The following is a 25282-nucleotide window of genomic DNA, read 5'->3' as shown; positions in this document are numbered from 1 at the left end:
GGCGGCGTAGGCGTCGGCGGCGGCGGCGGCGGCGGCGGCGGCGTAGGCGTCGGCGGCGGCGGCGTAGGCGTCGGCGGCGGCGTAGGCGTCGGCGTCACGCCACTCTCGATAGGCAATTGCATCGCCTGCCACGAGGCGTCCATAGAACTCCGCGACTCGCTCAATCGCCGCGCGCGTCTTATCTGTTTTCGCGAATCGCGCAATGCCCCACTCCGAGTCCGACAGCATCCAGACGACAAACTGGGGCCAGACCATCGAGAGGTCTGCTCCCGGATGCGCCGCGCTCAGAAACTCTTCAGGCCACGCCTGAGCCCTTTCGGCCGGCAGTCCCTCAAAAATTCCATCTTCGAGCCGCGCCAGAATCCTCGGAATACCCAGTTCCGCTTCATAAGCGCCATGATTGCTGGAGTGCAACGTACATCCAACAGCGCAGCCGCGAAACTCGCCGTTGCCGTCTCTCCTCCAATAGCCAAAGTTCTGCTGCAGTTGGTCCGCAGCCCGATGAGCGCGCACGCGCCCAAGATATAAATCCTTCACTTCCTGCTTGCCGTGAAATGCAACCATCGCTTCCCTCCAAATAAATTCTGTTGAACCGCTTTTCCTTTACTGCGAAATTCGATAAAGCCAAGCAATAGTCATCTTCGCCAGCTCAAACAGCCACGGTGACAGGAGCGCCAGCGTGAAGCCTGTCAACAGCAGCAGCACATCTGCCGCTGCGTGCATCCTGCGGCGCACGGGCTCAAACGCAACAACGCCAGCATCCAGACGCGGCTGCGCACGAAACAATCCGCTCTGGCGAGCTGCCTGCTCTTTCCGTGCATATTCCGCTGCAAGCCGCTGGCATGATGCGCAGTAACCCGAGAGCACGAACGCGTCCTCGCAGCCCGCGCATAGCTGCATGCCATCGAGCCGCAGCGGCTCTCGAAACATCTCGCGCAGCTCATCTGCTGTCACTTTGCCGTCACTCATGCTGCCCTCCCATGCTTCCGCTTTCTCGACCGCCCCTGCGCCGCCGCTCTCGCAATGCAGCGTGGATTGCTGCATAGCGTCCGCAAGGAATCCAACCAGACGCACGTCTCTCCCAGCCCAACGGCGCAACTATCGCCATGGCAGCCGCACACGCGGCATTCGCCACTCAACTCGCGCAGCAGACGCCCGAGAATGGCCGCATCGTTACTCATACAGACAAACCCTCGTCGCGAAGCATCTCCTTCACGCGATGCACCGTATAGTGCGAAATCCGCGCCTTCCCGTTCTCCCAGCGCGAGACCGCGTCTTCGCCGACTCCGAACATGCGCGCAAACTCAATCTGCGTCAGCGACAGGGCCAAACGCTTGCGCGCCAGCCATGCACCGAGCTCCCGCGCATGCTTCCTCTCGCTGGCAGACATGGGACGCGGCATTAGAGCAGCTCCGTCACTTCGCGCGGGTCCTTTGCTCGAATGGCACGATGAACCATGGCTTCTGTCTGCGGGGAATCAATCACGCCAGAACTTTTCAATCTCCACAATCGAAAGCGACGGTCTATCCGTGCGCCGTTCACGGGAAGGATTGCCAAATGCATCGAGCCGCTGCTGCACATCCTTGCGCCGCGAAAGAAATTCCGCGAATCTCTGCTCGGCTGATGCCCGGCTAAGTTCGCCCACGCGAGCGAGCTGGTCATCGAGCTCGAAGATCCTGCCAACCAGGCAATTCCGCAGATGCAATATCTTCTGGCCCGCAGGAGCCTGTTCGCCGCAATAGACGCAGAACATCTCCGCCAGATGGTCCGGAGCAGTCGCATGTGGGTCAGGGAAGATGCGCGTCGCAGCAAGTTCGAGAGCCGCAGCGATCATCTGCGACACGATAGGATCGACGCTCTCACTCGGCGTCCCAGCCTCTTCGCCCTCACCCTCCGTCCAACTGACCGCCCTGCCGCCGACAAACTCCGACGAATGTGGCAAGTCATGCCCCACGCCCAACGAACACCGCTGCCCATTTTTGCGCGACCGGCATCGAACTACGGACGAATAGTTTTCAGAGGAATGAAACGAGACTCTACCTCTAGTATCCAAGGCAATACCCTCCCCAAGGGAGAGCGCCAGCCTATCGAACTATGTGGTCTGGATCAGGCAAATCGAGCTTTGGTGGCGGTGGACAGAATCGAACTGTCGACCTACGGGTTATGAGTCCGTCGCTCTAACCATCTGAGCTACACCGCCGATGTGTTTTGTTTCCAGTGCCGGCAGGAAGGCAGCCACGTCCACGCATTCAGGCGGCACGGCTGTTTACGACACCCACACAATCCATCATACTTGATTCTTGCCGCAGGCGAAAACCCGCCCGCGAGCACAAGCGCAAACTACTCATAACGATGCCCATTGAAAGCAATCCATCCCTGAACGCAGCTGGCCTCGGAAGCATCCTCGGTGTCATTCCCGCACGGCTCGCCTCCACGCGGCTTGCACGCAAGGTCCTGCGCCCCATCGCCGGACGTCCGATGCTCGCCTGGGTCTACGAAGCCGCCATGAAATGCCCGCAGCTTGGCAACGTCCTTATCGCCACGGACTCGGACGAGGTCGCCGACCTCTGCCGCACCAACGGCTGGCCCTTCCAGCTCACCTCGCCCGACCTTCCCAGCGGCACCGACCGCCTCCACGCCGTCGCACAGCGCATCCACGCCGATATCTACGTCAACATCCAGGGCGACGAGCCCCTGCTCCGCCCCGAGCACATCGCCTCGCTCATCAGCCCGTTCTCAAACACGCAAGTCGAAGTCACCACCCTCAAAGTAGCCTGCGCGCCCGAAAACATCGCCAACCCGAACGCCGTCAAGGTCGTCACCACCACCGATGGCCGCGCACTCTACTTCTCCCGCGCCACCATCCCCTACGACCGCGATGCCCGCGCCGGCGAAGCACCCGAGTACTGGAAGCACCTCGGCCTCTATGCCTATCGCAAGAGCGCGCTCAACCGCTTCCCCACACTTCCGGCCCGCAGCCTTGAACAAGCCGAGCGCCTTGAGCAGCTGCGCTTTCTCGAAAACGGCATTCACATCCACGTCGAGCCGACCCGCTACGACACCATCGGCGTCGATACTGAATCCGACCTCCAGCGCGTCGAATCTATTCTTCGCGGTTGAAATTCATCCTGTGTCATCTGAGGTAGTTCTACGATGAAACCCGCCATCCTCTACGCAACGACCGACGACGGCTCGACCCTGCCCATCATTGACGTCACCCACCCCGCCTTTGCCGTTTCGGTCTCCGAAGACGATCTCGCCGAGGAAACGGCGTTGTTCGTCGCCAACGCCCCCATGCGCGCGCAGATGCCGCCCGATATCCTCGAAGCGCTCAAGCGCTCCAAGCTCGGCAGCGGCCTGATGGCTGGCAACGGATCGTTCCTCACTGGCCTGAACACCTACCTCTTCAAGCTAGGTCCCGCGCAGTTCCGTGAGGACGAATACATGGACCGCGCCATCGCGGCTTCGCTTCCCGCCCTCGCCATTCGTGTGCGCCTGCAGGACATGGCGCGCTTTCTGGCCGACGGCCTCGCAGCCATTCTCCCGAACCACCCAAAGCAACCAATCGCCTTCATCAACATCGCCGGCGGCCCGGCTCCCGATGTGTGGAATGCTCTCATCCTTCTGCAAAAAACGCACCCGCACCTGCTCGCAGGTCGTGAAATTAGCCTCAACGTGCTCGACCTCGACGACCAGGGCCCATCCTTCGGACGCCGCGCACTGGAGACACTCTGCAATACCGAAGCGCCACTCTGCGGCCTGAAGGTTCAGCACCAGCACCTCAGCTATAACTGGTCCCAGACCGAGCGCCTGCCCGAGATTCTCTCCACACTCCGGGCAAACGAATCCGCCTGCGCCATCTCTTCCGAAGGCGGACTCTTCGAGTACGGCTCCGACGAAGAGATCATCGCCAATCTCCAGCAGCTACATGCCGGAACCCCGCACGATGCATTCATCGCCGGCACGGTCACACGCGACTCCGAGGTTATCCAGGCCGCGCACGGCACCTCCGCCATCAAAACTGTCCCACGCACGCTCGAAGCCTTCCGCAAGCTCGCCGACGCAGGCGGATGGCGCATACAACAAGTCCTTGAGCGCCCCATGAGCTACAACCTGACCATGACGAAGCGTTGAGTCAGCGAGACAAAACACTCTCGTAAACTGCAGCCGTCTTCTCGGCAATCGAAAGCCAAGAGCGGTCGCCGAAGTCCATCTCGCGCACTCTCGTCGCGAACCGCTCCCGCAGCGCGGCATCTCCGAGCAGTTGCTCCAGCGCGCCCGCAAGCTCCGCCGCGTTCGCAGGATCGACCAGCAGAGCATTCTCGCCGTTCGTCAGCAGCTCGCGAAACACGGCAAGATCGCTCGCCACCATCGCCTTGCCCAACGCCAGCCCCGTCGCCAGCGCTCCGCTGGTTGTAATCGCGCGATACGGATACACCACAACATCCGCAGCCCGATACAGCGCCACCAGCTCCTCGGTCGAGATGAAGCGAAAGTACATCTTGACCTGCTTCAGCCCAAGCTCCGCCACCTGCGCACGAATCTGGTCCAGCAGCTCCGGCGCGCCAGTCCCCGCAATCACCAGGCAAGCCGCATCGCTCGCAACCTCCACCTGCTGCCACGCGCGCAACAGCAGATCGATCCCCTTATACGGAAAGATGATTCCCTGCCACAGCACCATCATCTTTCCCGGCTCCAGTTCAAAGCCGCGCAACGCCTGCTCCGAACCCGACGCAGGTAGATCGTAGAAGAACGGCCCATGCGGAATCACCCAGACCTTGTCTTCCGGCACACCAAACTCATCCACAAGCCGCTTTTTGACATGGTCGGAATGACAGATAATCCCATCCACAAATCCATACAGCGCATGAAACGTCTGCCTGTACTTGTCGCCCGTGTCGTGCGGCAACAGATCGTGCACCGTCAGCACAATCTTCGACCCACGCCAGCGGCAGAACCTGAGCAGCCACACATCCAGCGGCAGCTTCCAGCGAAACATCGGCAGAAACTGCACATGAATCACATCCGGCGGGGCAAACAGAAACCGCACCGTCAACGCAGCCATGTTCACCAGCGCCTCAACCAGCTTCAACACACGACGCAGAAAAGCAGGCAGCCGGAAGCGTCCAACGACATTCAGCAAACCCGGATCGACTTTGATACCACGCGCAGAAAAACAATCAGGATCGAGATAGTACGAGATCGACCCCACCTGCAAATCCACTCCGCGCGCCAGCAACGACTTCGACAGATAAGCCGTGTAGTAAGGCACAATCGCCCACAGGTCCATCATGAAGACTCTAGGCCGAGAAGAATTCGCCTTACGCGCGCTCACCGCTTCACACCTCGCGCATCGATTGCTTCCGCATATACGCGAAGATAATCCTCCGCCATCCGCTCAGCAGAAAACTCATCTTCCATCAACTTGCGCGCCGCAGCGCCAAGCCGCTGCCTCCGCACCGGATCGCGAAGCAGGCCCACAATCGCATTCGCCAGAGCACGCTCATCCTCGGCAGCAACCAGCACTCCGGTACGATCATCCGCGACCACAGTCGGCACTGCTCCCACCGCAGTCGCCACCAGCGCGCGCCCGCTCGCCATGCCTTCCAAAATCGCCATCGGCAATCCCTCCAGCCGCGACGGCGAGACCATCACATCCAGCGACGCATACACCGAAGGCATATCATCGCGCCTGCCCAGCATCGATACGCTCGCGCCGATTCCCAACTCCGCAATCAACGCCGTCAGCTTTTCCCGGTCCGGCCCATCGCCAACCACGACGAACTTCGCCTCCGGCACTTCGGCCAGAACCGACGGCACCGCGCGAAGAAAAACATCAACACCCTTCTCCTGAGACAACCGCGCAATCACACCCACAATCGGCCCGTCACCCAACTCTGTCCGCACCGAAGGCACGGCTTCCGTATAAGGGTGCAGATTAATCCCATTGCGAATCTGTCGCACCTTCTCCGCAGGAACACCAGCCTGCAACAACCTGTCGCGCACCGCATCCGAGACCGCTACAACCCGCCCATACCGTCGCAGCACAAAGCGATCCGCAACCCCATAAAGACGCGCCTTCAGATCATCATCCAGCCAGTTATGACAGGTCGAGACCAGCGGCACCCGCCCATTCACAGCAAAATGCGCATACAGATCGGCCTTGTATCCGTGAGCATGAATAACATCCGCGCCAACCTGAGCAGCAAGCTCTCGAACCTTCGCAATCGCCGCGCGGTCCATCTGCCCCTGGCACGGAACGAGATGCGACTCAATCCCCTCCGCCGTCGCACGCTCATGCAGTTGCAGATTCGGATTCGAAGCATTGGCAAACGAGCCAATCACACTCTGATGCTGCCCAGCGTTGAGCGCGTGCGAGAGATTCAGAATCACCGACTCCGCGCCGTACATCCCGCCGCTGCTGATCAGATGCAGGACCTTCATTGCATCTGTCCCTCGTCCGCGCCAGCCTCCTGCCTGTTCAGCCTCGCCCATAGCTTTGCGTAGAGAACATCGCCCAGCACCGCCTTCGCATAAGACTTCATCCGATGCTGCCGCCCCAACCCGCCCAGCAGCTTGCCGTCTGGCTCGAAGAGTCGCGATATCCAATCAAGCGTCATGTCTCCGCGAATATTCAATCGCCCCACCAGCCGCCCATGCGGCACAGCCTCCGCCTGCGGAGCCGAGGTATAGATCTCTCGATACCCAGCCTCTTCACAAGCGCCAAGCACACGACGGTTATACCGCCCGCCAGGCAGTGACATCGTCGTAATCGCGGTGCCAAGCTTATCTTCCAACTCTCTGCGCGCACCGCCTAACTCCAGCTTCAACCCATCTTCATCACAGTGAGTCAGCAACGTATGCGACCAGCCATGCGCACCAATCACGTGCCCTGCCTCATGCAGCGATCGCAACTCCTCCCACCCCATGTAACCGGCCTTCCTGCCAGTCCATCCCACCGTGATGAAGAAGCGCGCAGTCATGCCTCGCGCCGCAAGCGCTGGAGCAGCGTACTCAAAGTTGGAGACGTGCCCATCATCAAACGTCACCTCCGGCCAAAGCACAGCCTTCTCTGCACGCTCCTTCAGATAAAGCTCAAGATGCCGCTCGAACTGGTCCGTTCCCGTCACGTACGAGTACTCGCTCCCTCCCGGACGAAGCTCGTGGTACAGCAAATAGAGCCTCGGTAAAGGCTTCCGCATTTGCCACCCAGATGTCACTTCCTTCGACAAAGCCTGTGCCCCGCTCACCAGTCTGCTTGTTAAGATAGCCGAGCCACGATGCTAGACCGCAACACCTCCGGCTCCAATGCCACAAAAGATTGAGCATATCAGGCCACTCCAGCAAACCCTTCAAGGTACGATAAGTGCTGGATTACTGCGCAGCAGCGTGCGCTCGAGGACACGGAATTTGGCTTCGTCGCTCTGGAAGACAATCAACGCCGACCTCTACCGTTATCACGGTCAAACAGGCATGCGCGCCTTCATCTCCACTTATCTCGAAGTCCCCGGCTTTCGCTTCACCTATTACATGCGCAAGGTCGCCTTCTATAGCAGGTACAAGAAGTCATTCGGCCTCTTCGCCTATCTCTACAACCGTGCCAGGTATCAGCACTATCGCTTCAAGTACGGATTCGACATCTCTCCCACCGCCCATATCGGCCCAGGCCTCTACATCGGCCACTTCGGAGGCGTCGTCATCAGCCCCTACGCGGTCCTCGGCAAAAACGTAAACATCGCGCAAGGCATCACCATCGGAGCCACTCGAAGGGGCGAGAATCAGGGAGCGCCCACCATCGAAGACCGCGTCTGGATCGGCGCGAACGCGATCATCGTAGGCAAAATCACCGTCGGCCACGATGCGCTCATCGCTCCCGGCGCTTATGTGAACTTCGACGTGCCTCCCAACACCGTCGTTCTAGGCAACCCTGGCAAAGTCGTCTCCGACTCCGGGTCTGTGGGATACGTTAACAATCAGATTGAAACAGAAGGGTAGAGATTGCTGTGAAACTCGACGTCGTGGTGCCAACCTATAACCGCAGCCAGTTGCTGCGCCGCACCATCTACAGCTTGCTGAAAGCTCCTATCCCGCAGGGCTTGGACGTAACCATCATCATCGTCGACAACAACAGCAAAGACGACACCGAGCAGGTCGTACGCGCCATTCCGCAACCGCCAGACCGCCGCCTCACATACATCAAAGAAGCCAACCCGGGAGTCTCGCAAGCGCGCAACGGAGGAATTCGCGCTGGCTCTGGAGACATCATCGGCTTCATCGACGATGACGAAGAGATCGGCGAAGAATGGTTCCGCGTCGTCGCGCGCGAGTTCGCCGATGACTCGACAGACTTCATCGGCGGCCCATACCTGGCCAACTGGGCTGCTCCTGCACCGTCATGGCTGCCACCGGGATACCACGCAGTAATCGGCGTCATCGACCCGAAGCCGCGCTCTCCGTTCGGCGGAAACTTCACAGGCAATCTCATGGGAGGCAATGCAGTCATTCGTCGCCGCGCATTCGATCGGGTCGGCCTCTACTCGCCCAAGCTGGGGCGCAGCGGTAAAGGTCTGCTGACAGACGAAGACGCCGAGATGTACCGCCGCCTCCAGACAGCAGACCTGCACGGAATGTACACGCCCGACCTCATCATTTATCACCACATCCCCGCCGACCGGCTCACGCGAAAATACCATCGCCGCTGGTGTTATTGGCGCGGAGTTTCGCAAGGGTACGCAGACCGGGAGACGAAGGAGCAGGTCCCCTACACCCTCAGCATCCCCCGCTACAGAATTGGCCGTGCCTTCAAAGGACTCGTGTCGATCCCCAGCCAGTTCATCTCATCGCTGGCGCCACAGGCCTTTGCGGGCGAGTTAGCCGTGTGGGAGCTATTCGGCTTCATTCACGGCAAGCACTTCATCGACATGGACAAGTACTACGCAAAGAAGTAACGCAAGCGTTCACTGCTGCAACTATGCCTGTACAAGACGCGATGCCTGCCACTTGAGGAACAACGCGCGGGCCTCACTGCGAAAGGCAGCAATTACGCAAAGCACATACACCGGCAACACCGCGATAATCTGCACAAAGAACTCGGCAAGGTTCGAGGCATGCCAATAGCGGTCGGTAATGGCGCACGCAATCGCGTAAGGAACCGAGCAGAGCGTAATCTTGGTCCACCCTTCCCACAGAAACTTCCGAATAGGAATATCCAGCACCTTACGCACATATCTGGGATAGAAGGTCAGGTGAACGAACGCCATTGCAATCGTCGTTCCCCAGGCCACGCCATAAATGCCAATGGTCTTCACCAGAACAATGCTGAGCCCAAAGTTCAACACCGCTTCAATCACAGCCCACTTAGCCACAGGCTTATGTTTATCAATGGCCATCATGACCGATCCCGCGGTTCCATCAGCAATGCTGAAGAACTGGCTGATAATCAGGATCTGCAACACCGTCCCCGATATCTCCTGATACTTCGGCCCCATCCAGAGCCCAATGAAGGTCTTGCCGCGCAGCACCAGCGCAAGGCTGATCGGCAATCCAATCCCCAGCATCGCCTGAGTCCCGCGCAGCAGCAGGCGCTGTAACTCCTCTAATTTTCCAACTGCCTCCAGGTTGCTGGCCATCGGCGTAAACGTCGTCGAGACCGCCGACACCACTTGCCCGGAGTAGTTCATCAAGCTGCCGCCGATCGAGTAAAACGCGACCATCCCCACCGAAAGAAACGCACCCACTACCAGGTTGTCCGAATTGATGATGATCTGCACCGCGATGATGAAGATGAACGTCGTAAAGCTGTACGACCAGATCATCTTCAGTATGCCCATGTCCGGCTTGGCAAATTTAACACGGCACGGCGGGAACAGCTTCCACGCCACCACCACCGTCGCCAGCGCTCCAAGCGAGACTACGGTCACTTCCCAATACGCCAGTGCAATCAGGCCATGCCCGGTCTCGAGAATCAGCACAACCCCGCCCGCACGAAAAAGTGTTTGCACACCAGAGATCGCGCTGAGCAGGTCAAAGCGATGCGTCGCCGCCAGCACCGCGCCAAACACACCCGATACCAGCGTAACGGCAACACCCAGCGCACACATCAGCACCGTAACCTGCCCGGCATGACGCAAGTCCGCAGGAATCTTGAACAGATGCGGGAACGCCAGCGCCAGCAAAACACTCAGCACTGCCACGCCAAGGGAGATAAGCACCCTCACCCAGAGAGCCGCGCCGACTGCGGCAGTAGCATCCTCCAGCTTCTGTTGCGCCTCAGCCTTCGAGACAAAGCGGATGACTGCGCTCCGCATCCCCATATCCAGAATGGCCAGATAGGAGACCGTCGAGACCGCCAGAATCCAGATGCCGTACTCAACATCGCCCAAACGATGCAGAACAAACGGCGTCAGGAAGAACGGCACCACCATGCCCACAGCCATGGCGGCCCAGTTCATCAGTACATTGATTGCAAAACGTTTGGTTCCAACCATCGATTTCCCGGTGCGCAACTTCAATTTTACCGCGCACACGCATTTACCTTTTATTCATCGACTGCCTCTAACGCCTGTCTCTCTAACACTTTCGTATCAACCAGCTACCGGCTTATCAACGGCGCCTGGTGCCTTATCATCAAAGGGTAGGCTCGACTGCAGCAGCACCTGCTGTAAGCCCAGCCGGGCCTGTGCCTCACGAAGCTACCATTCACGATGAAACCAGCCTTCTGGATCTGTCTTGCGCTCACGGCCTACGCATACTTCGGCTATGCCATCTGCCTGTGGCTCATCGTTCGCGTGCGCAGACGTCCCGTGCTGCAGCAACCCATCACTCCGACAGTCTCCATCATCATTGCCGCGCGCAATGAAGAGCGCAATCTTCCCATCAAGCTCGACAACCTCCAGCAACTCGCCTATCCCAAAGACCGAATTCAGATAGTCGTCGTCTCCGATGGCTCAACCGACCGCACTGCCAGCATCCTCCGCGAACAGCCTGCTCACGTTGTCCCTGTCATTCTCGATGAATCGCACGGCAAAGCCTCCGCGCTCAACGCCGCGGTCAAACAAGCGACCGGCGAAGTGCTGGTTTTTATGGACACACGCCAGACCATCGACGCCAATGCCGTCGCAGAACTGGTCTCCTGCTTCGCCGATCGCACCATCGGCGCCGTCAGCGGAGAACTCCTCCTCGAAAACGCATCCGGCGCCCCGCAAACTGACGCACTCGGCATCTACTGGAAGATCGAAAAGGTTGTCCGCAAGCTCGAATCCGCATCCGGTTCAGTCGTCGGCGTGACCGGAGCTATCTACGCGATGCGCCGCGAGTTATACACAGATATCCCCGCTGGAACCCTGCTCGATGATGTTTTTGTTCCTATGAACGTCGCCCGCACGGGCAAACGGGTCATCTTCCAGCCAACCGCTATCGCGCGTGACCGCATCTTCAATGAGAAGGGTAAGGAATTCTCGCGCAAGGTTCGCACACTGACAGGCAACTACCAATTACTGAAGCTCGCGCCTTGGCTCCTTTCGCCAGCTAACCCTCTGTTGTTCCGCCTCATCAGCCACAAACTGCTTCGCCTTGCCGTACCGCTGTTGCTGGCAGTCATGCTTGTAACCTCTGGCATGGCGGGTGGCCCGTTCTATAAGACACTCTTCTGGATACAAATCTTTTTCTATGCCTTGGCTGTCATCGGGGAACTTAATTCGTCCGTAAGGAAGTTCAAACCGATTGCGATTGCCAACACCTTCGTCATGCTTAACGCTGCAGCGGCGGTCGCTTTCTACAACTTTCTTACCGGACGCAGCAAGGTATGGGTCTAGTAATCTAGTTCCAGCAGCGGCGTGTAAAGCGGTTTTTCGCCCCGCACGCGTACGGAGATTCGATCGTGGGAACAGGCCTCGGACACTACATTCCGCTCGTAGCCTACCTGGGCTTCTGGGTCATGATCGTCGTGTCTCTGGTCAAGAACCCTTTGTATGGCCTGTATTACCTCATGCCATTCCTGCCCTACCGCACCATGAGGGATCATTTCCTGATCTACCCTCTGGGCAGCAATATGCTCACCATCTTGATCTTTGCCGTCATCATCGGAGCATTCTTCCGCGGCAAGAGGCTGCCTCCATCAAAGCTCTTCACTGTCTGGCTCATCTATGCAGCCTATCTCTATTGCTCGATGTGGCTGGGAACTGCCCTTGGACTTTCCAGGGCTCCCCTATGGCTCAACGACACCAACTTTGTAACCTGGAAAGACTACATCCTCATACCGCTGGTCTTCGTAGCTGCAAGCCTGGTCATCGAGGATCGAAAAGCGATCCGGAACATTGTCTTTATTACAGCAATCTCTCTATTGTTCATCGACCGTGCATCCTTGATGGAAAGCCTTTCGCACTCCTGGGCCGCCTTCGACGAGAACAAGCGTGACCCTGGCCCGCTTGCCTGGGGAGCAAACATCACAGCCGCATTCCTCGCACAGTTCGGCATGTTCTTCTGGGGATTTCTTCCCTTCCTCAAGAAGGGGCGATATAAGCTGCTCTGCTACGCGCTTGTGGCAGCAACGCTGCTGGCAACGATGTATACCTTCTCTCGCGCCGCGTATCTCTCTGTACTCGTCGGTGTCTTCATGATTGGCATCCTGAAGAAGCGCCAACTCCTCATTGTGCTCGCGGTCTTTCTCATGGTGTGGCAAGCAGTCGTACCCACTGCAGTGCGTGAACGCGTCAACATGACGGAGAACTCCAACGGCCAACTCGAAGCCTCCGCGCAAGAGCGTGTTGACCTCTGGGAAAACGCCGAGAAATCATTCCTGCACAGCCCCATCGTTGGTAACGGGTACGCAACGTTTCAGCTTGGAGAACACGTCGACAACCTCAGGGACACTCACAATTGGTACGTCAAAGTGGCCGTAGAGACGGGCATCGTCGGCCTCATCATCACCTTCTGGCTGCTTCAACAAATGTTTGCCTTGTCGTTCCGATTATTCTTCAAAGCGGAAGATCCGCTCTACAAAGGCCTTGGTCTGGGTCTCATCGCAGCCATGGCCTCCTGCGTCATTGCCAACTTCTTCGGTGACCGCTGGACCTATCTCGAAATTACGGGGCTGTTGTGGGTTCTCTTCGGTGCTGCTGCACGCGCAAACCAGTTGATGCAAACAGCCCCTGAAGAGGCTCCAGCGCAATTGGCTGCTCCAAGTTCAGACTCAGTAAACCCATATATGGCATACCGATAAGCGTGCGGAGCCCCACAGAGACATGATCAGGCCTCTATCAGTCGCCTCGCCGGACCCTTCGCGTGAATCTCTCCCCCACGTCTTGCTTGTCGTCGATCAGCTCCCGAAGACGCTCGGAGGTGGCGAGCGCATCGTCCTCAAGCTCGCCGGGCTTTTACCAGCCTACGGATATCGCGCGTCGATCCTGACCTTCGCCGCAGACCCACAGAGCCCCGCTTTTAAATCTCCGCCATGCCCGATCTATCTGCTGCCGCTGCGCCGCACCTACGACCTCCAGGCGCTCCGCGCCGCTTTCGAGCTGAAGCGCTTTCTCCATCAGCAGCAAATCCAGATCGTCCAGACATTTTTTGAAAGCTCCGACCTATGGGCCGGGCTTGTAGCCAAAAAGCTTGCAAAGACTGCGCTCATCTGGAGCCGCAGAGACATGGGCATTCTGCGCGCAGGAAAGCACCACCTCGCGTACCGCCTCATGGCTGGCGTTCCCGACGCCGTCTTCGCCGTCTCCGAACAAGTCCGTCAGCACTGCATCGACGTGGACCACATCGACCCCTCGCGTGTCCAGACCATCTACAACGGCCTCGATCTTGCCATCTGGAACGCGATAGCTCCGCCCACCAGAACATCCTCTGAAGTCCACATAGCAACCGTGGGCAATGTTCGCCGCGTGAAAGGACATGATGTTCTCATCAAAGCTGCCGCGGAGATCGTCCGCCACTTTCCCGGCACCACCTTCAGCATCGCAGGTGCTGTCATGGAGCCGGAATACTTCGCGGAGCTCGAAACCCTCGTCCGTGATCTCAATCTCTTAGGACGATTCCATTTCGTCGGCAACATCACCGACCTGCACGAATATCTAGCCGCTGCAGACATCTTCGTTCTTCCCTCCCGCAGCGAGGGCTTCTCGAACGCCATCATCGAAGCCATGGCAGCATCACTTCCCGTCGTGGCAACCAACGTTGGAGGCAACGCCGAAGCGGTCCAGCACGGTACCAGCGGATTCATCGTCCCACCGGACGACGCTGACAAGCTCGCCAATGCAGTCATCCAACTTCTGAACGACACGCCTCGCGCAAAATCAATGGGAGCAGCCGGAAGAAAGATCGTCGAGGAGAACTTCACTACAGCGGCAATGATGTCGAAGACCACCGCCATCTACAAGAACCTGCTCGCAGAACAGACATTGCGCTGATTCGTCTTCCATCAAGCAAAGCGAAAAACTCGCAGAAGAGAAAAGCAGCCTGAACTAAAGATTGGCCGTCGTGGCAACAGTCTCTTCAGATGCACGACCGTCCGCTTTCTGCGCCGCATCCGTCAGCACCACGTAGGTCGTAAAGACCAGAAGCGCAGCCAGCAGGCAGCAATTCGTCGCAAGCTGGCCCAGGTGCACATTGGGATCATTCTGTGTCTTGCGCGCGAAATACGGCAGAACAAACCAGAACGCCATCACCCCCGCAGCCAGCACTCCTTTGGCCTTCACACTCGTCTGGGTCAGCGCAAAGCAGAGCAGCACCACCAGAAAGATGTAGTCGTAAGAGAGGTGCTTCACAAAGAAGAGACTGGCAACAGAGATCAGTGTGAACTCCGCCGAGCGCGAGAGTCTGAAGCGGCTTAGCAAAAGCGCATAAGCCGCGCTGCCTATCAGCCCAAGCAGGTAGGAGATATGCCGTGCGCTCTCGATGGGCACATAAAACTTAAGCGTGTGCTCCGCAAGCGTCATCAGATCGGCAAAGCCCGGACTGACCGCAGTGGGAAGCGCGGACACGGTAAAAGGCTCAAGCGCGAGCTGTGTCATCGGCGTTCTGATGAACGCCCACACGCCAACCAATCCGACGATACAGACCAGCGCCGCATAAGCGAGGAAGCGAAACCGCCCACGCAGCAGAAACAGCATCGCCGCCGAAGGCGAGAAACTGTACTTCACCAGGCTGACGCCAAACGAAACGCCGCCCACTGCCTGCGACACAGCCAGATACGCGCCCGCCAGGAAGAACAGCTCGAAGAACGACATCTGCCCAACTTCAATCACCACACGAAAAGGCGAACTCATCCAGAGCAGGCACAAAGCCAGCGCCGTCTGAAAGCCACTCAGATTGAAGAGCTTTCGCAGAACCCACATGCTCGCAAGCGACATGCAGATGATTCCAACCGTCCATAGCGCCTGCGCTGCCGGAAAATTCAGCGCGCCCATCGGCAGCAGCAACAGATACAGGAAATGAAGATAGTTCGGTGGCCCAAAATGAGCGTAGTGATGAGGCCCATGGGCAAGCTCTTCCTGCCATGGGTCCATATGCTGTCCCACCAGACGCGCCGCCATCCACTGCATATCATGGCTGCCAAACTCCATCGCGTGGTGAATTCCAATTGCAAGGGAGACAAGCGCAGCCATACCCAGCAGAACCAGAACGATTCGCTGTATCCAACCCGCTGACCCGCCATTGCGCATCAATTTTTCTTGTCCCACCGTGGATTAGCCACCTTCTAACGCTTACCGAGCATCAGCTTAGCACGTGAACCATCAGAACTTACGGCAGAAGCTTTAATGTATGTATAAATCGCCGCTGATGCATTCTCCGATCCCACTTTCAGGCCACAAAGCGTCTCACACGATATGGCAGAATAATCAGGATGGCCACGGTTGACATCATCATCCCCGCGTATAACGCTGCCAGATATCTGCCAACCGCCATCGAAAGCGTAGCCACTCAAACCTTCGATGACTGGAGGATTGTCCTCGTCAACGATGGCAGCACCGACAACACCGATGAAGTTGTCTCCCCATTTCTGGAGCGCCTTGGTCCCAGAATTCTATACATCAAGCAACACAACCACGGACTTCCCGCTGCCAGAAACGCTGCAATCAAAGCTTCTACAGCGGAATTCCTCGCACTGCTCGATGCCGACGACGTATGGCTGCCAAACCGCCTGTCCGAATCAGTTGCAATCCTCAAAGATCGCCCCCGCGCCGGTCTCTCCTATGGGCTGATCACATACATCGACCACAAAGGCGTCACCGGAGCGACCTTCGAAGGCAACAAGAGCAACGCCGAGGGAAACATCGCGCCGTACATCTACATGCGCAAGGTCGAGCTGCCCTGCCCGACCATGACGTTCCGTCGCAAATGTGTCGATGAAGTCGGCCTCTTCGACGAGACCATGCGCGCCACTGAAGACCGCGACCTCTGGCTGCGCATTGCCTTGCGCTACGAAGTCGCCTTTGTTCCCAAAGTCATTGCCTACTACCGAGTCTCACCCAACTCGATGTCGACCGACCCGCAGCGGATGCTGAAGGCGCAGATGCAGTTCATTCACAAGCACTATGGCGCGCCCGGCTGTGGACTGCGCGCCCGCCAGGTCGCTCTTGCACGCGCCTATAAGCAACATGCTGAAGCGCTCCAGCGGCAGGGAAAGCCGCGCAAAGCTCTTCTAAGCTCGCTCCGCGCCTTGGCCACCTACCCATTCGACATGGACAATCCACGAACTGCCGCCTCGCTGCTGCTTCACTCATTCGGATTGCGCAGCAGTTGATCAGGCTCCGGTCGACCGTCCCCGAAGATATCGCATCCCCGCCCACAAGACTGCAACAGCCACAGCCCCGCTCAGCACCTTCACCTCAACCGATGCTTGCGGCTTGCCGGAGCTTGCAGGCTCGTTCGACGCAGTAGGTGGTGACGCCCCGCTCACTTTTCCGGATGATTCCAGCGCACCAACCGATGGCGAAGACGACCTGTTCGTCCCATTGAAGTCCACCTTGATGTCAGGAATTGCTGCTCCAGCACCGATCACGGCCGCGCCCGGCTTCGGAGCCATGTTGCCGTAACCGTATGCGTGGAACGTCTCGTCCACAAGGCCGGGATCCTTGCAAATCGCATTGTGTTCTCCCGGCTCCGGACAGGAGCCCTTCGCACCATAGGTGGCGTTATGCGTCCAGCTTGCACCCGGATTGGTCAATATCTTCGGATCGGTATAAATAGCCGAAGGACGTTCTCCGCGTCCTGGGTTGATATGTCCGATGAACACGTTGTTGTCATAGTGCAACATATTTGTCGGCCCGTGGTCGGGAGTCGAGTAGTCCACCTCTACCCCCACAGCACCGTTTGAGATCATCGTGTTGTTCTGATACGTCGCCGGGTCGCCCGGAGTCACACCAATCGCCACAGCCGTATTCGCTGCCCTGCAGACGTCCCCGAGGCTGTCTCCCGTAGGTGTCGGCCTTCCGGGCATCGTCGCCTGAATGGCCGCACAATTCCCCACGATCAAATTATTTTGCAGCGTAGCAATCGCGCCGCCGCCCTTCAGTTGCTGCCCCTCATTCCCGAAGGCAAGCACACGCGTGATCGTCAGAGTCGATCCCGGCCCGGAGATATGCAACGCATCCAAACCATCCTGCGTGTTGTAGCTCGCAATGCCGTTATCGAAGTGCACCTGCCATCCCGGCGCAGGACTGGGAGCCGTTGTTGTTCCGAATCCATCCCCATAGCCACCCGTCGAATCATCGCGGCAATTGCCATACGGCACCGCATCGACGATCGGATACTCCTCAGCGCACCCGTTCCAACTGATGTCGAAGCCCTGAACCAGCATGGTTCCCACGCCGGTCGTGCCGTCTCCGGGGTCCGCGTTCCATCCCGCACCGCCATTACCCAGAATGGCAAGGTCCGTCGCAACAAACCCCGTGCCCGGAGGCCCGCCGATACCCGAGTACGCAAGGCCATGCACGCGCACATCGCGCAACGTAATGTCAGTCGATTTGTTCGACAACCGGATGCCATTGGTAGCGAAGTCTGCATTCGCCCCCGAGCAGTTCGCCGCAGTTCTGCTGCAGCCGGAAAAATCCGTAATATCCAGGCACTGCACGTCGACGTAGGACGTATTTCTCAAATCGAGAACGTAGTACAGTCCTGTCCCGCCATAAAGCTGTGTCCTTGCCTTCTGGTCCGTACACGCGGCATAGTTCTCGCCCAGAATGCGAGTATGCTGCGAAGCCGTCCCAGCCGGAATCGGCGGATTAAAAGAATCTGCCGGATCGCCGGCAAGACCCCAACAGACATTTTTAGGATCGCAATAGGATTTCTGACTCGGTGGCGCCGCTCCCACGCGGTAAGCAGCTTTCGTGCCAATCGAGCCACGAATAATAACTGTATCGCCGCCTTTAATCACCCAGCCCCACGCAGGAAACTTCGTCCCGTTCGCATACGAGCCATCCTGGTAAAGGTAGCGATAGTCGTTGAACGCGCAGTGCTTGTTCTTTCCCGAGCCCGGATACGCCGCATCCGTCAGGCCATCGCACTGGCCGTTCGGAACTTCCGAAGAATACCGCGTCCCGCCATCAGGACGCACATACCAGGTGGTGGCCGAAAGCTGAAGGCCCGCACCCCCTAGAAGAAGAAGCGCAAAGACGGCCTTCAGCCATTGACCACGATTCATCAGGGTTCCAAAGCTCCAATCGACGGCGGATTCGGCCGCGTCACGCCATTGTAGTCCAGGGTAATGCTCGGCAATGCCGCGCCCTTGCCCACAACTGCGCTCGAACTCGATGCTGGCGCCATATTCCCATAGCCGTAGGCGTGCAGCGTCTCATCCACAAGACCGGGGTCGGTACAAACCGCCGCGCTCTCGCCCGCCTGCGGACACGTCCACTTCTGCCCAAGATAGGCATTGTTCGTCCAGCTCGCACCCGGGTTCGTCAGCATGTTCGTATCGCTGTTCGAATAGATGGGTGATGGATACTCCCCGTTGCCCGAATTCTGATAGCCAATAAACACGTTGTTGTTGTACTGAAGAATGTTTGTAGCGCCGTGGTCTGAAGTTGCGTACTCCACCTCGACCCCTACAGCTCCTCCAGTAATCATCGTGTTGTTCTGAAAGACCGACGGCTGACCCGGATACGTAACAATTGCCACTGCCGTGTTCGCCGCGCGACACGTATCACCAAGGTTGTCCCCCGTCGTCGCCGGCCTTCCCGGAATCGTCTGCAATATCGCCGCGCAGTTGCCCACGATCTGGCTATTCTGAATGTTCGTGATGGCGCCCACCTTCAGCTGCTGGCCTTCATTGCCGAACGCAAGCACTCGAGTATATGAAACAGAAGTCCCCGGCCCATTTACATGCAGCGCATCCAGTCCGTCTTGCGTGTTGTAGCTGACAACACCTTGGTCGAAGTGAATCTGCCATCCTGGAGCAGGACTCGGAGAAGTGGTCGTCCCGAATCCATCTCCATAGCCGCCCGTCGAGTCATCACGGCAATCCTGATAAGGTACCGCATCGACAATCGGATACTCCTCCGCACACCCGTTCCAACTGATGACAAAGTTCGTCACATTCATCGTGCCCACGCCGGTCGTGCCGTCACCCGGATCAGCATTCCATCCGGCACCGCCGTTACCCAGAATGACCAGATCGTTCGCGTTGAATCCCGTGCCCGGAGGCCCGCCAATACCCGAATACCCCAACCCATGCACTCGTATATCGTCCAGCGTAATGTTCGTGGCATTGCTGTACAGCCTGATTCCGTTCAAAGCTGTATCGTCCGCGCTGGTGCAGGTTCCCGCGGCTCTGCTGCAACCTGAAAAGTCCGTAATATCCAGGCACTGCACATCCACGTACGACGTGTTCCGCAAATCCAGTACGTAGTACAACCCCGTCCCGCCATGCAGCTGCGTACGTGCGGACTGGTTTGTGCACGCAGCGTAATTCTCCCCCAGAATGCGCGTCGGCTGCGAAGCTGTCCCCCCCGGTATCGGAGGATTGAAAGAATCGGCCGGATCTCCCGCAAGTCCCCAGCAGATATTGTTCGCATCGCAGTACGAAGTCTGGCTCGGCGGCGCAGCACCCACGCGATACGACACGCCCGTTCCAATCGATCCGCGAATGATGACCGTATCTCCACCGGCAATAACCCATCCCCAGGCCGGGAACGTCGAGCCATCCGAATACGACCCATCCTGATACAGGTAGCGGTAATCGTTGAACGCGCAGTGCTGATTTGTGCCAGTCCCAGGATAGGCCGCATCGCCCATGCCATCGCACTGTCCGTTCGTCATGTTCGAGCTGTAGCGCGTTCCGCCATCAGGACGGATATACCAGGTCGTCCCTGGTCCAGTAGGCTGCGCCGTCGCCGAAACCGTAATCGACTCGCCGAGCGAGATCGTTTCTGCCGGACTGCTATTGTCACTCACCGCAACGGTGAAGTTGGAAGTTCCCTGCCCGGTAGGCGTACCCGAAATAATTCCGTTCGACGCGCCCAGCGTCAATCCTGCAGGCAAACTCCCCGAAGAGATCGACCACGTATACGCAGGCGTTCCTCCACTGCCCTGCAACTGCGTCGAATATGCCGTGCCATCTATCCCCTGCGGCAACCACGTGGTCGTAATCGCCAACGTGACAGTCGTACCGCTGCTTCCGCCAGAAGTCGTCGTCGTCGTTGTGCCACCACTCCCGCTGGAGGTCGTCGTAGTGCCGCTGCTCCCGCCAGAAGTCGTCGTTGTGCCGCCGCTTCCGCCTCGCGAAGGCGCTTGAACCGTAATCGAGTCCGAGGCCGTGGCCTTCTGGGCCGGATTTCCCGAATCCGTCACCGAAACGGTAAAGCTGAACGTGCCGCTCACTGACGGCGTCCCAGAAAACACTCCCGACGGCGACAGTGTCACTCCCGTTGGCAACCCGCCAGAGATCACCGTCCATGCATATGGTGCCGTGCCACCATTCGCAACCAGCGATGCAGCATAGCTCTGTCCAACTGACGCTTCAGGCAGCGTCGCCGCGCTCAGCAGCAGTCCCGTCACGCTCGAAGCGTTATTGCTGGCAGCGTTCACTACCATCGAATAGCTTGCCGATGCACTCTGACTCGGCGATCCAGCATCCTTCACCTGGACGGAAAAATTAAACGTCCCGCTCGCTGACGGCGTGCCCGAAATCGCGCCTGTGGAACGGTCCAGCGTCAGACCAGCAGGAAGCGCTCCCGACGCAATCGACCAGGCATAGGGCATCGTGCCGCCAGCCGCCGATAGATCCGCGCTGTACAGTGTGCCCACCGTGCCCGGAGTCAACGATGCCGTTGCAATCGTCAACGACACTGGCCCCGCGCTGCTACCTGAGCTTTGCGATGTAATCGTGACATTCACCGGGTTCGACTTGTGGCCGGACTTCCGGTCCTGCACCATCAACTGCACTACCGCCGGCGACGCCACATTTCCATTCGGAACCGTCGCAGCCAGCGTGCTTCCATTCTCCTGCGAAGTCGAAAGCGTATTCCCGTTCCACAACACGACGGCGTCGCTTGAAAAATTCGCCCCCACCACCGTCATCGTCACGCCTTGCGCGCCCGCGGCAACCGTCTGGGGCAAAACCTGGCTGATGCTTGGTTCCGCCTGCGGAATCGCGACCATGCCGCAGCCTACGCAAAAAAGCAAAAGTGACACGCCTACCCCGGCCCCGATCGTCTTCAATGTCGCCAAAATTACACCTCTAAATCGGTTGAAAACGGTCTTGCCGAGTCAACTCTGCTAGGCACTGCATACATGCAAGTTTTTGCACCACCCAACCCCAACCTTATCGGAGTAGGCACTGGTTACTACAGTCATAAAAAGTGGCAGACCCAATTAACACCTTCGGGTAATCGACACCGAAACTTGAGCTCGGAAACAGCCGAAAGTACCTATTTATGCTGGATAAGCACACGACCCCGCGGCCTCATCTGCGGCTCACCTTCACCGCCAAGTCGTATGTTACTTTCGTAATGTATGGTCAGTGGCGCACAAGCCTGCAGGCCTGTTACGGGTCTCAGATCGAAGCCTTCAGGAACCTCTCCTGAACTGGCCTCAGGTCATTGCGCAAGCGCTGTCCGAGGCACGGCTCAGCACCTTCGTAGTGCCATCAAGGATGGAGTTGAAAACTGGGGAGGGATTGCGGAGAAACATCAACTCTGATTGCCTGCCTGAGAATAAAATCCGCTCGCCGAGCGGCCTCTCCTGATCATTCAGAACCGGCAGAATCAAGTAGCGCCAAAGTAGGCCGGAGCCTCGCGCAAAAAAACAGTCCTCACCGCAGAGATAGCTCCGCAGCAGAGGTCACAAATTTTCAAGGCAGGAAGTTCCGTAAAATCAGCCGCGCGCATCAATCGAATGCACAAATAACGCAAACAATTGCGACTATGTTGAAGTCTGCGCTGGCTTCAGCCTTTATAGCACACAGATTCGTGCCTCTGCATGTGGAAAATCCCAATATTCCGGCATGTTAATCGACTTAGCGACATTCACCCCGCCACATCCAGCCATACATCTGCATTTAGCTAGCAACGAACAATTTTTTCTGACTGAATGCCTTTCGTTGCGTTTCTTGAGTCCACTACGAGCCGCGAACGCTTCACAATGTCCTCGTAGTCGTAGTCGGAGTGGTCCGTCATGATCAGCACACAGTCATACTGCTCCAGATTATCCAGCGGCGTGCAGGTCATGTTCAGGTTGTACCTGCGCCCGCGTCCCACCTTCGCGAAGTACGGATCGTTGTACAGCACCTCAGCGCCCTGCTCGCGCAGCAGCTCAATCACCGTCAGCGACGGAGACTCACGCAGATCGTCGATGTCCTTCTTGTAAGCCATCCCCAGCATCAGGACCCGCGCTCCATTCAGCGCCTTCTTGTGCTGATTCAGCCCACGCGCGACATACTGCACCACGTGCGCAGGCATGGCCTCATTCACCTCGCCAGCCAGTTCGATAAAGCGTGTGTTGAAGTCGTACTCCTTCGCCTTCCAGCTCAGGTAGAACGGATCGATCGGAATGCAGTGCCCGCCCAGCCCCGGCCCCGGATAGAACGGATGAAACCCGAACGGCTTCGTCGAAGCCGCATCGATGACCTCCCAGATATCCATGTCCATCCTGAGCGCCAGCACCTTCAGCTCATTCACCAGCGCAATATTCACGCAGCGATAAATATTTTCGAGCAGCTTCGTCATCTCAGCCGCGCGCGTCGAGCTCACCCTTACCGCGCGCGTAAAGATGGCCTCATACAGCGCCGAAGCCAGCTCCGTTGCAATCTCTTCGTGCCCGCCGACAACCTTCGGAATATCGCGCCGCGCGACCGTCGTGTTGCCTGGATCTTCGCGCTCAGGCGAAAACGCCACGTAGAAGACGCCCTTCTCCGCAACCGCGCCCTTGCCCTGCACCTTCAGGCCCTGCGTATTGCCGGCTTCGAGCACAGGAATCATCAGCTCTTCCGTCGTGCCCGGATACGTCGTGCTCTCCAGCACCACCAACTGCCCTTCGCGCACCCACGGCGCCGCAGACTTCGCCGTGTTCTCCACGTAGCTCAGGTCCGGCTCACGGTGTTCCGTCAGCGGAGTCGGCACGCACATAATGATCGCGTCCTGCTCCGACAGATGCGAGAAGTCCGTCGTCGCCGAGAACCCCTGCTTGCGCGCGGCCTGAATATCTTCCGCAGGAATGCGGAAGATGTACGAGCGCCCCGCCTCCAGCTCGACGACCTTCTTCTCATCGATATCGAAGCCCGTCACCTTGAAGCCGGCTTCCGACAGCAGCAGCGACAGAGGCAATCCAACATAGCCCAGGCCAATCACGCCAATCCTGGCCGTGCGGTTCTTCAAGCGGTTAAGGCGTTCCTCGGCAATCTTCGGCAGGACAACAGGTAGGTTAGTCGGCATACTTCCCGATTATCGCATCCCCTGTTTTCTGCGGCAGAAAGCCCACACCACAAAGTTGTCATCCTTCCGCGAGAGTGGGAGGACGTGCTTTTCGCATCTTCGATACAGCCTTTTCCTCGCAACCTGCATCTGTCGAAAACGTTGGTAATCCCGCTCGCGCAATCGCGTCACACTCCAGCAATCCGGCGCTCCTATAGTGTTAAAGAACACTCAAACGACCTTTTGGAAAACTCAAAATCGCGCACCATCGCGCAAACTGCACAAAAGTGCCATCGACCTGAACGAATTTCATTGATGAGATGAAGTGTTCAACAAACGCCGCCGGAGCATTCGCTGGCGCAAGCCGGCGGCGCCGAAAATCAAACACGAAACACAAGCCCGAAGCAGCACACCGGGCGGAGGAAAGATGGCTCGTTATCTGATCACCGGCATCGCAGGCTTCATCGGTTCAACCCTCGCCCACACGCTCCTCGAGCAGGGCCACGAGGTCCGCGGCTTCGACAACCTCTCCACCGGCAACCTCGAAAACCTCGCCGACATCCGCTCCTCCATCGACTTCCAGCAGATGGACCTCCAGGACACAACCGGCGTCCGCGCCGCCTGCGAAGGCGTCGACTACATCCTCCACCAGGGCGCGCTCGCCTCCGTTCCCCGCTCCGTCAAAGACCCGCTCACCTCGCACGAGTCCAACATCAACGGCACGCTCAACCTGCTCATCGCCGCGCGCGACGCCCGCGTCAAGCGCATCGTCTACGCCGCCTCCTCGTCGGCCTACGGCGACCAGCCCACGCAGCCCAAGCAGGAAGACATGCTCCCGCGTCCGCTCTCGCCCTACGCCGTGCAGAAGCTCACCTGCGAGTACTACATCCAGTCTTTCTATCGTGCCTACGGTCTCGAAGGCGTCTGCCTGCGCTACTTCAACATCTTCGGGCCCCGCCAGGCGGCCGACTCGCCCTACTCCGGCGTCATCGCGCAGTTCACCTTCCGCATGATGGCCGGCGAGACCCCCACCATCTTCGGCGACGGCCTCACCAGCCGCGACTTCAACTACGTCGACAACGCCGTCAGCGCCAACCTGCTCGCCTCGACCGCTCCCAGCGAAGTCGCCACCGGACGCGTCTTCAACATCGGCACCGGCCACAGCCACACCCTCAACGAGGTCTACGCCACCATCGCCGAGCATCTCGGCTTCACCCGCAAGCCCAACTACGGCCCCGAGCGCGAAGGCGACATCAAGCACTCCCTCGCCGACATCTCCCGCGCCACCAAAGAGCTCGGCTACCAGCCCAAAGCACTCTTCCACGAAGGCCTCAAAAAGACCGTAGCCTGGTACGTCGAGGAGAAAGAGAAAAAAGAGACGGCCTTGCAGCGTTAGAGATTCACCATATTGAAGCACTGCAAACAAAGAGGTT

Annotated in this window: 21 protein-coding genes and 1 tRNA gene; 9 read left to right on the top strand and 13 right to left on the bottom strand. The window is 58.3% G+C overall.

What is annotated here, in order from left to right; translation table 11 throughout:
• From IEX36_RS14805 to IEX36_RS14785, 5 genes are all read right to left on the bottom strand, one after another.
• Positions 1–564: hypothetical protein (locus IEX36_RS14805; RefSeq protein WP_229669037.1), on the bottom strand; the 564-nt coding region annotated here is incomplete at its 3' end.
• Positions 565–603: 39 nt separating this feature from the next.
• Positions 604–1044, bottom strand: coding sequence for a hypothetical protein (locus IEX36_RS14800; protein ID WP_188760328.1), 441 nt, complete (start codon positions 1042–1044; stop codon positions 604–606).
• A 133-nt stretch (positions 1045–1177) separates the two neighbouring features.
• Positions 1178–1402 carry a helix-turn-helix domain-containing protein gene (locus IEX36_RS14795; RefSeq protein ID WP_188760327.1) on the bottom strand — a complete coding sequence of 75 codons (225 nt, stop codon included), beginning with the start codon at positions 1400–1402 and terminating at the stop codon, positions 1178–1180.
• A gap of 75 nt (positions 1403–1477) precedes the next feature.
• Positions 1478–1942 (bottom strand): hypothetical protein, encoded by a 465-nt coding sequence (locus tag IEX36_RS14790; RefSeq protein WP_188760326.1) that lies wholly within the window; start codon positions 1940–1942, stop codon positions 1478–1480.
• Between the two features lie 181 nt (positions 1943–2123).
• A tRNA-Met gene (locus tag IEX36_RS14785) sits at positions 2124–2200 on the bottom strand.
• A 152-nt stretch (positions 2201–2352) separates the two neighbouring features.
• Here IEX36_RS14785 and kdsB point away from each other — a divergent pair.
• On the top strand, positions 2353–3120 hold the full coding sequence (kdsB, locus tag IEX36_RS14780) for a 3-deoxy-manno-octulosonate cytidylyltransferase (protein WP_188760325.1): 768 nt from the start codon (positions 2353–2355) through the stop codon (positions 3118–3120).
• A 33-nt stretch (positions 3121–3153) separates the two neighbouring features.
• Positions 3154–4134, top strand: a complete 981-nt coding sequence (locus IEX36_RS14775; RefSeq protein ID WP_188760324.1) for a hypothetical protein — start codon at positions 3154–3156, stop codon at positions 4132–4134.
• Between the two features lies 1 nt (position 4135).
• Here the strand turns inward: IEX36_RS14775 and IEX36_RS14770 are convergent, their stop codons facing one another.
• Genes IEX36_RS14770 through IEX36_RS14760 form a run of 3 tightly spaced genes read right to left on the bottom strand, consistent with a single transcriptional unit; the run spans position 4136 to position 7202 of the window.
• On the bottom strand, positions 4136–5293 hold the full coding sequence (locus IEX36_RS14770; protein ID WP_188760323.1) for a glycosyltransferase family 4 protein: 1158 nt from the start codon (positions 5291–5293) through the stop codon (positions 4136–4138).
• Positions 5294–5331: 38 nt separating this feature from the next.
• A complete protein-coding gene (locus tag IEX36_RS14765; protein WP_188760322.1) occupies positions 5332–6444 on the bottom strand; it encodes a glycosyltransferase family 4 protein in 1113 nt (370 codons plus the stop codon).
• Positions 6441–7202 (bottom strand): polysaccharide deacetylase family protein, encoded by a 762-nt coding sequence (locus tag IEX36_RS14760; protein WP_188760321.1) that lies wholly within the window; start codon positions 7200–7202, stop codon positions 6441–6443. Before IEX36_RS14760 ends, IEX36_RS14765 begins: the two co-directional genes overlap by 4 nt.
• Positions 7203–7410: 208 nt before the next feature.
• On the opposite strand from IEX36_RS14760, the gene IEX36_RS14755 reads away from it, so the two are divergent.
• Both IEX36_RS14755 and IEX36_RS14750 read left to right on the top strand, forming a co-directional pair.
• The gene (locus IEX36_RS14755; RefSeq protein WP_229669036.1) at positions 7411–7995 is read left to right on the top strand and encodes a serine O-acetyltransferase; all 585 of its coding nucleotides are present in this window, start codon (positions 7411–7413) and stop codon (positions 7993–7995) included.
• Positions 7996–8003: 8 nt separating this feature from the next.
• Entirely contained in the window at positions 8004–8948 is a 945-nt protein-coding gene (locus tag IEX36_RS14750; protein WP_188760319.1) for a glycosyltransferase family 2 protein, read from the top strand.
• Positions 8949–8969: 21 nt separating this feature from the next.
• On the opposite strand, the gene IEX36_RS14745 is transcribed toward IEX36_RS14750, so the two are convergent.
• Positions 8970–10487, bottom strand: a complete 1518-nt coding sequence (locus IEX36_RS14745) for a lipopolysaccharide biosynthesis protein (RefSeq protein WP_188760318.1) — start codon at positions 10485–10487, stop codon at positions 8970–8972.
• A 216-nt stretch (positions 10488–10703) separates the two neighbouring features.
• Between IEX36_RS14745 and IEX36_RS14740 the strand changes: the two genes are divergently transcribed.
• From IEX36_RS14740 to IEX36_RS14730, 3 genes are all read left to right on the top strand, one after another.
• Positions 10704–11813, top strand: coding sequence for a glycosyltransferase family 2 protein (locus tag IEX36_RS14740; protein ID WP_188760317.1), 1110 nt, complete (start codon positions 10704–10706; stop codon positions 11811–11813).
• A 65-nt stretch (positions 11814–11878) separates the two neighbouring features.
• Positions 11879–13219, top strand: a complete 1341-nt coding sequence (locus IEX36_RS14735; RefSeq protein WP_188760316.1) for an O-antigen ligase family protein — start codon at positions 11879–11881, stop codon at positions 13217–13219.
• 22 nt (positions 13220–13241) lie between these two features.
• Complete coding sequence (locus IEX36_RS14730; protein WP_188760315.1) at positions 13242–14408, top strand: glycosyltransferase family 4 protein; 1167 nt, start codon at positions 13242–13244, stop codon at positions 14406–14408.
• 54 nt (positions 14409–14462) lie between these two features.
• Here IEX36_RS14730 and IEX36_RS14725 read toward each other — a convergent pair whose 3' ends face one another.
• Positions 14463–15680, bottom strand: a complete 1218-nt coding sequence (locus IEX36_RS14725; protein WP_188760314.1) for a hypothetical protein — start codon at positions 15678–15680, stop codon at positions 14463–14465.
• Positions 15681–15844: 164 nt separating this feature from the next.
• Here IEX36_RS14725 and IEX36_RS14720 point away from each other — a divergent pair, with 164 nt between their 5' ends.
• Positions 15845–16744, top strand: a complete 900-nt coding sequence (locus IEX36_RS14720; RefSeq protein WP_188760313.1) for a glycosyltransferase family 2 protein — start codon at positions 15845–15847, stop codon at positions 16742–16744.
• Here the strand turns inward: IEX36_RS14720 and IEX36_RS14715 are convergent, their stop codons facing one another.
• The 3 genes from IEX36_RS14715 to IEX36_RS14705 all read right to left on the bottom strand — a co-directional run bounded on the left by IEX36_RS14715 (position 16745) and on the right by IEX36_RS14705 (position 23870).
• Complete coding sequence (locus IEX36_RS14715; RefSeq protein ID WP_188760312.1) at positions 16745–18643, bottom strand: hypothetical protein; 1899 nt, start codon at positions 18641–18643, stop codon at positions 16745–16747. It abuts the gene before it with no gap.
• The gene (locus tag IEX36_RS14710; protein ID WP_188760311.1) at positions 18643–21669 is read right to left on the bottom strand and encodes an Ig domain-containing protein; all 3027 of its coding nucleotides are present in this window, start codon (positions 21667–21669) and stop codon (positions 18643–18645) included. Before IEX36_RS14710 ends, IEX36_RS14715 begins: the two co-directional genes overlap by 1 nt.
• 833 nt (positions 21670–22502) lie before the next feature.
• Entirely contained in the window at positions 22503–23870 is a 1368-nt protein-coding gene (locus IEX36_RS14705; RefSeq protein WP_188760310.1) for a nucleotide sugar dehydrogenase, read from the bottom strand.
• Between the two features lie 406 nt (positions 23871–24276).
• Here IEX36_RS14705 and IEX36_RS14700 point away from each other — a divergent pair, with 406 nt between their 5' ends.
• Complete coding sequence (locus IEX36_RS14700; protein WP_188760309.1) at positions 24277–25245, top strand: SDR family oxidoreductase; 969 nt, start codon at positions 24277–24279, stop codon at positions 25243–25245.
• The last annotated feature ends 37 nt before the right edge of the window (positions 25246–25282 follow it).

Origin of the sequence: Edaphobacter acidisoli (genome assembly GCF_014642855.1) — a bacterium.
In the GTDB taxonomy this organism is placed as follows: Bacteria; Acidobacteriota; Terriglobia; order Terriglobales; family Acidobacteriaceae; genus Edaphobacter; species Edaphobacter acidisoli.
The sequence above is the reverse complement of the archived record's forward strand: the minus strand, read 5'-3'. Positions and strand labels throughout refer to the sequence as shown.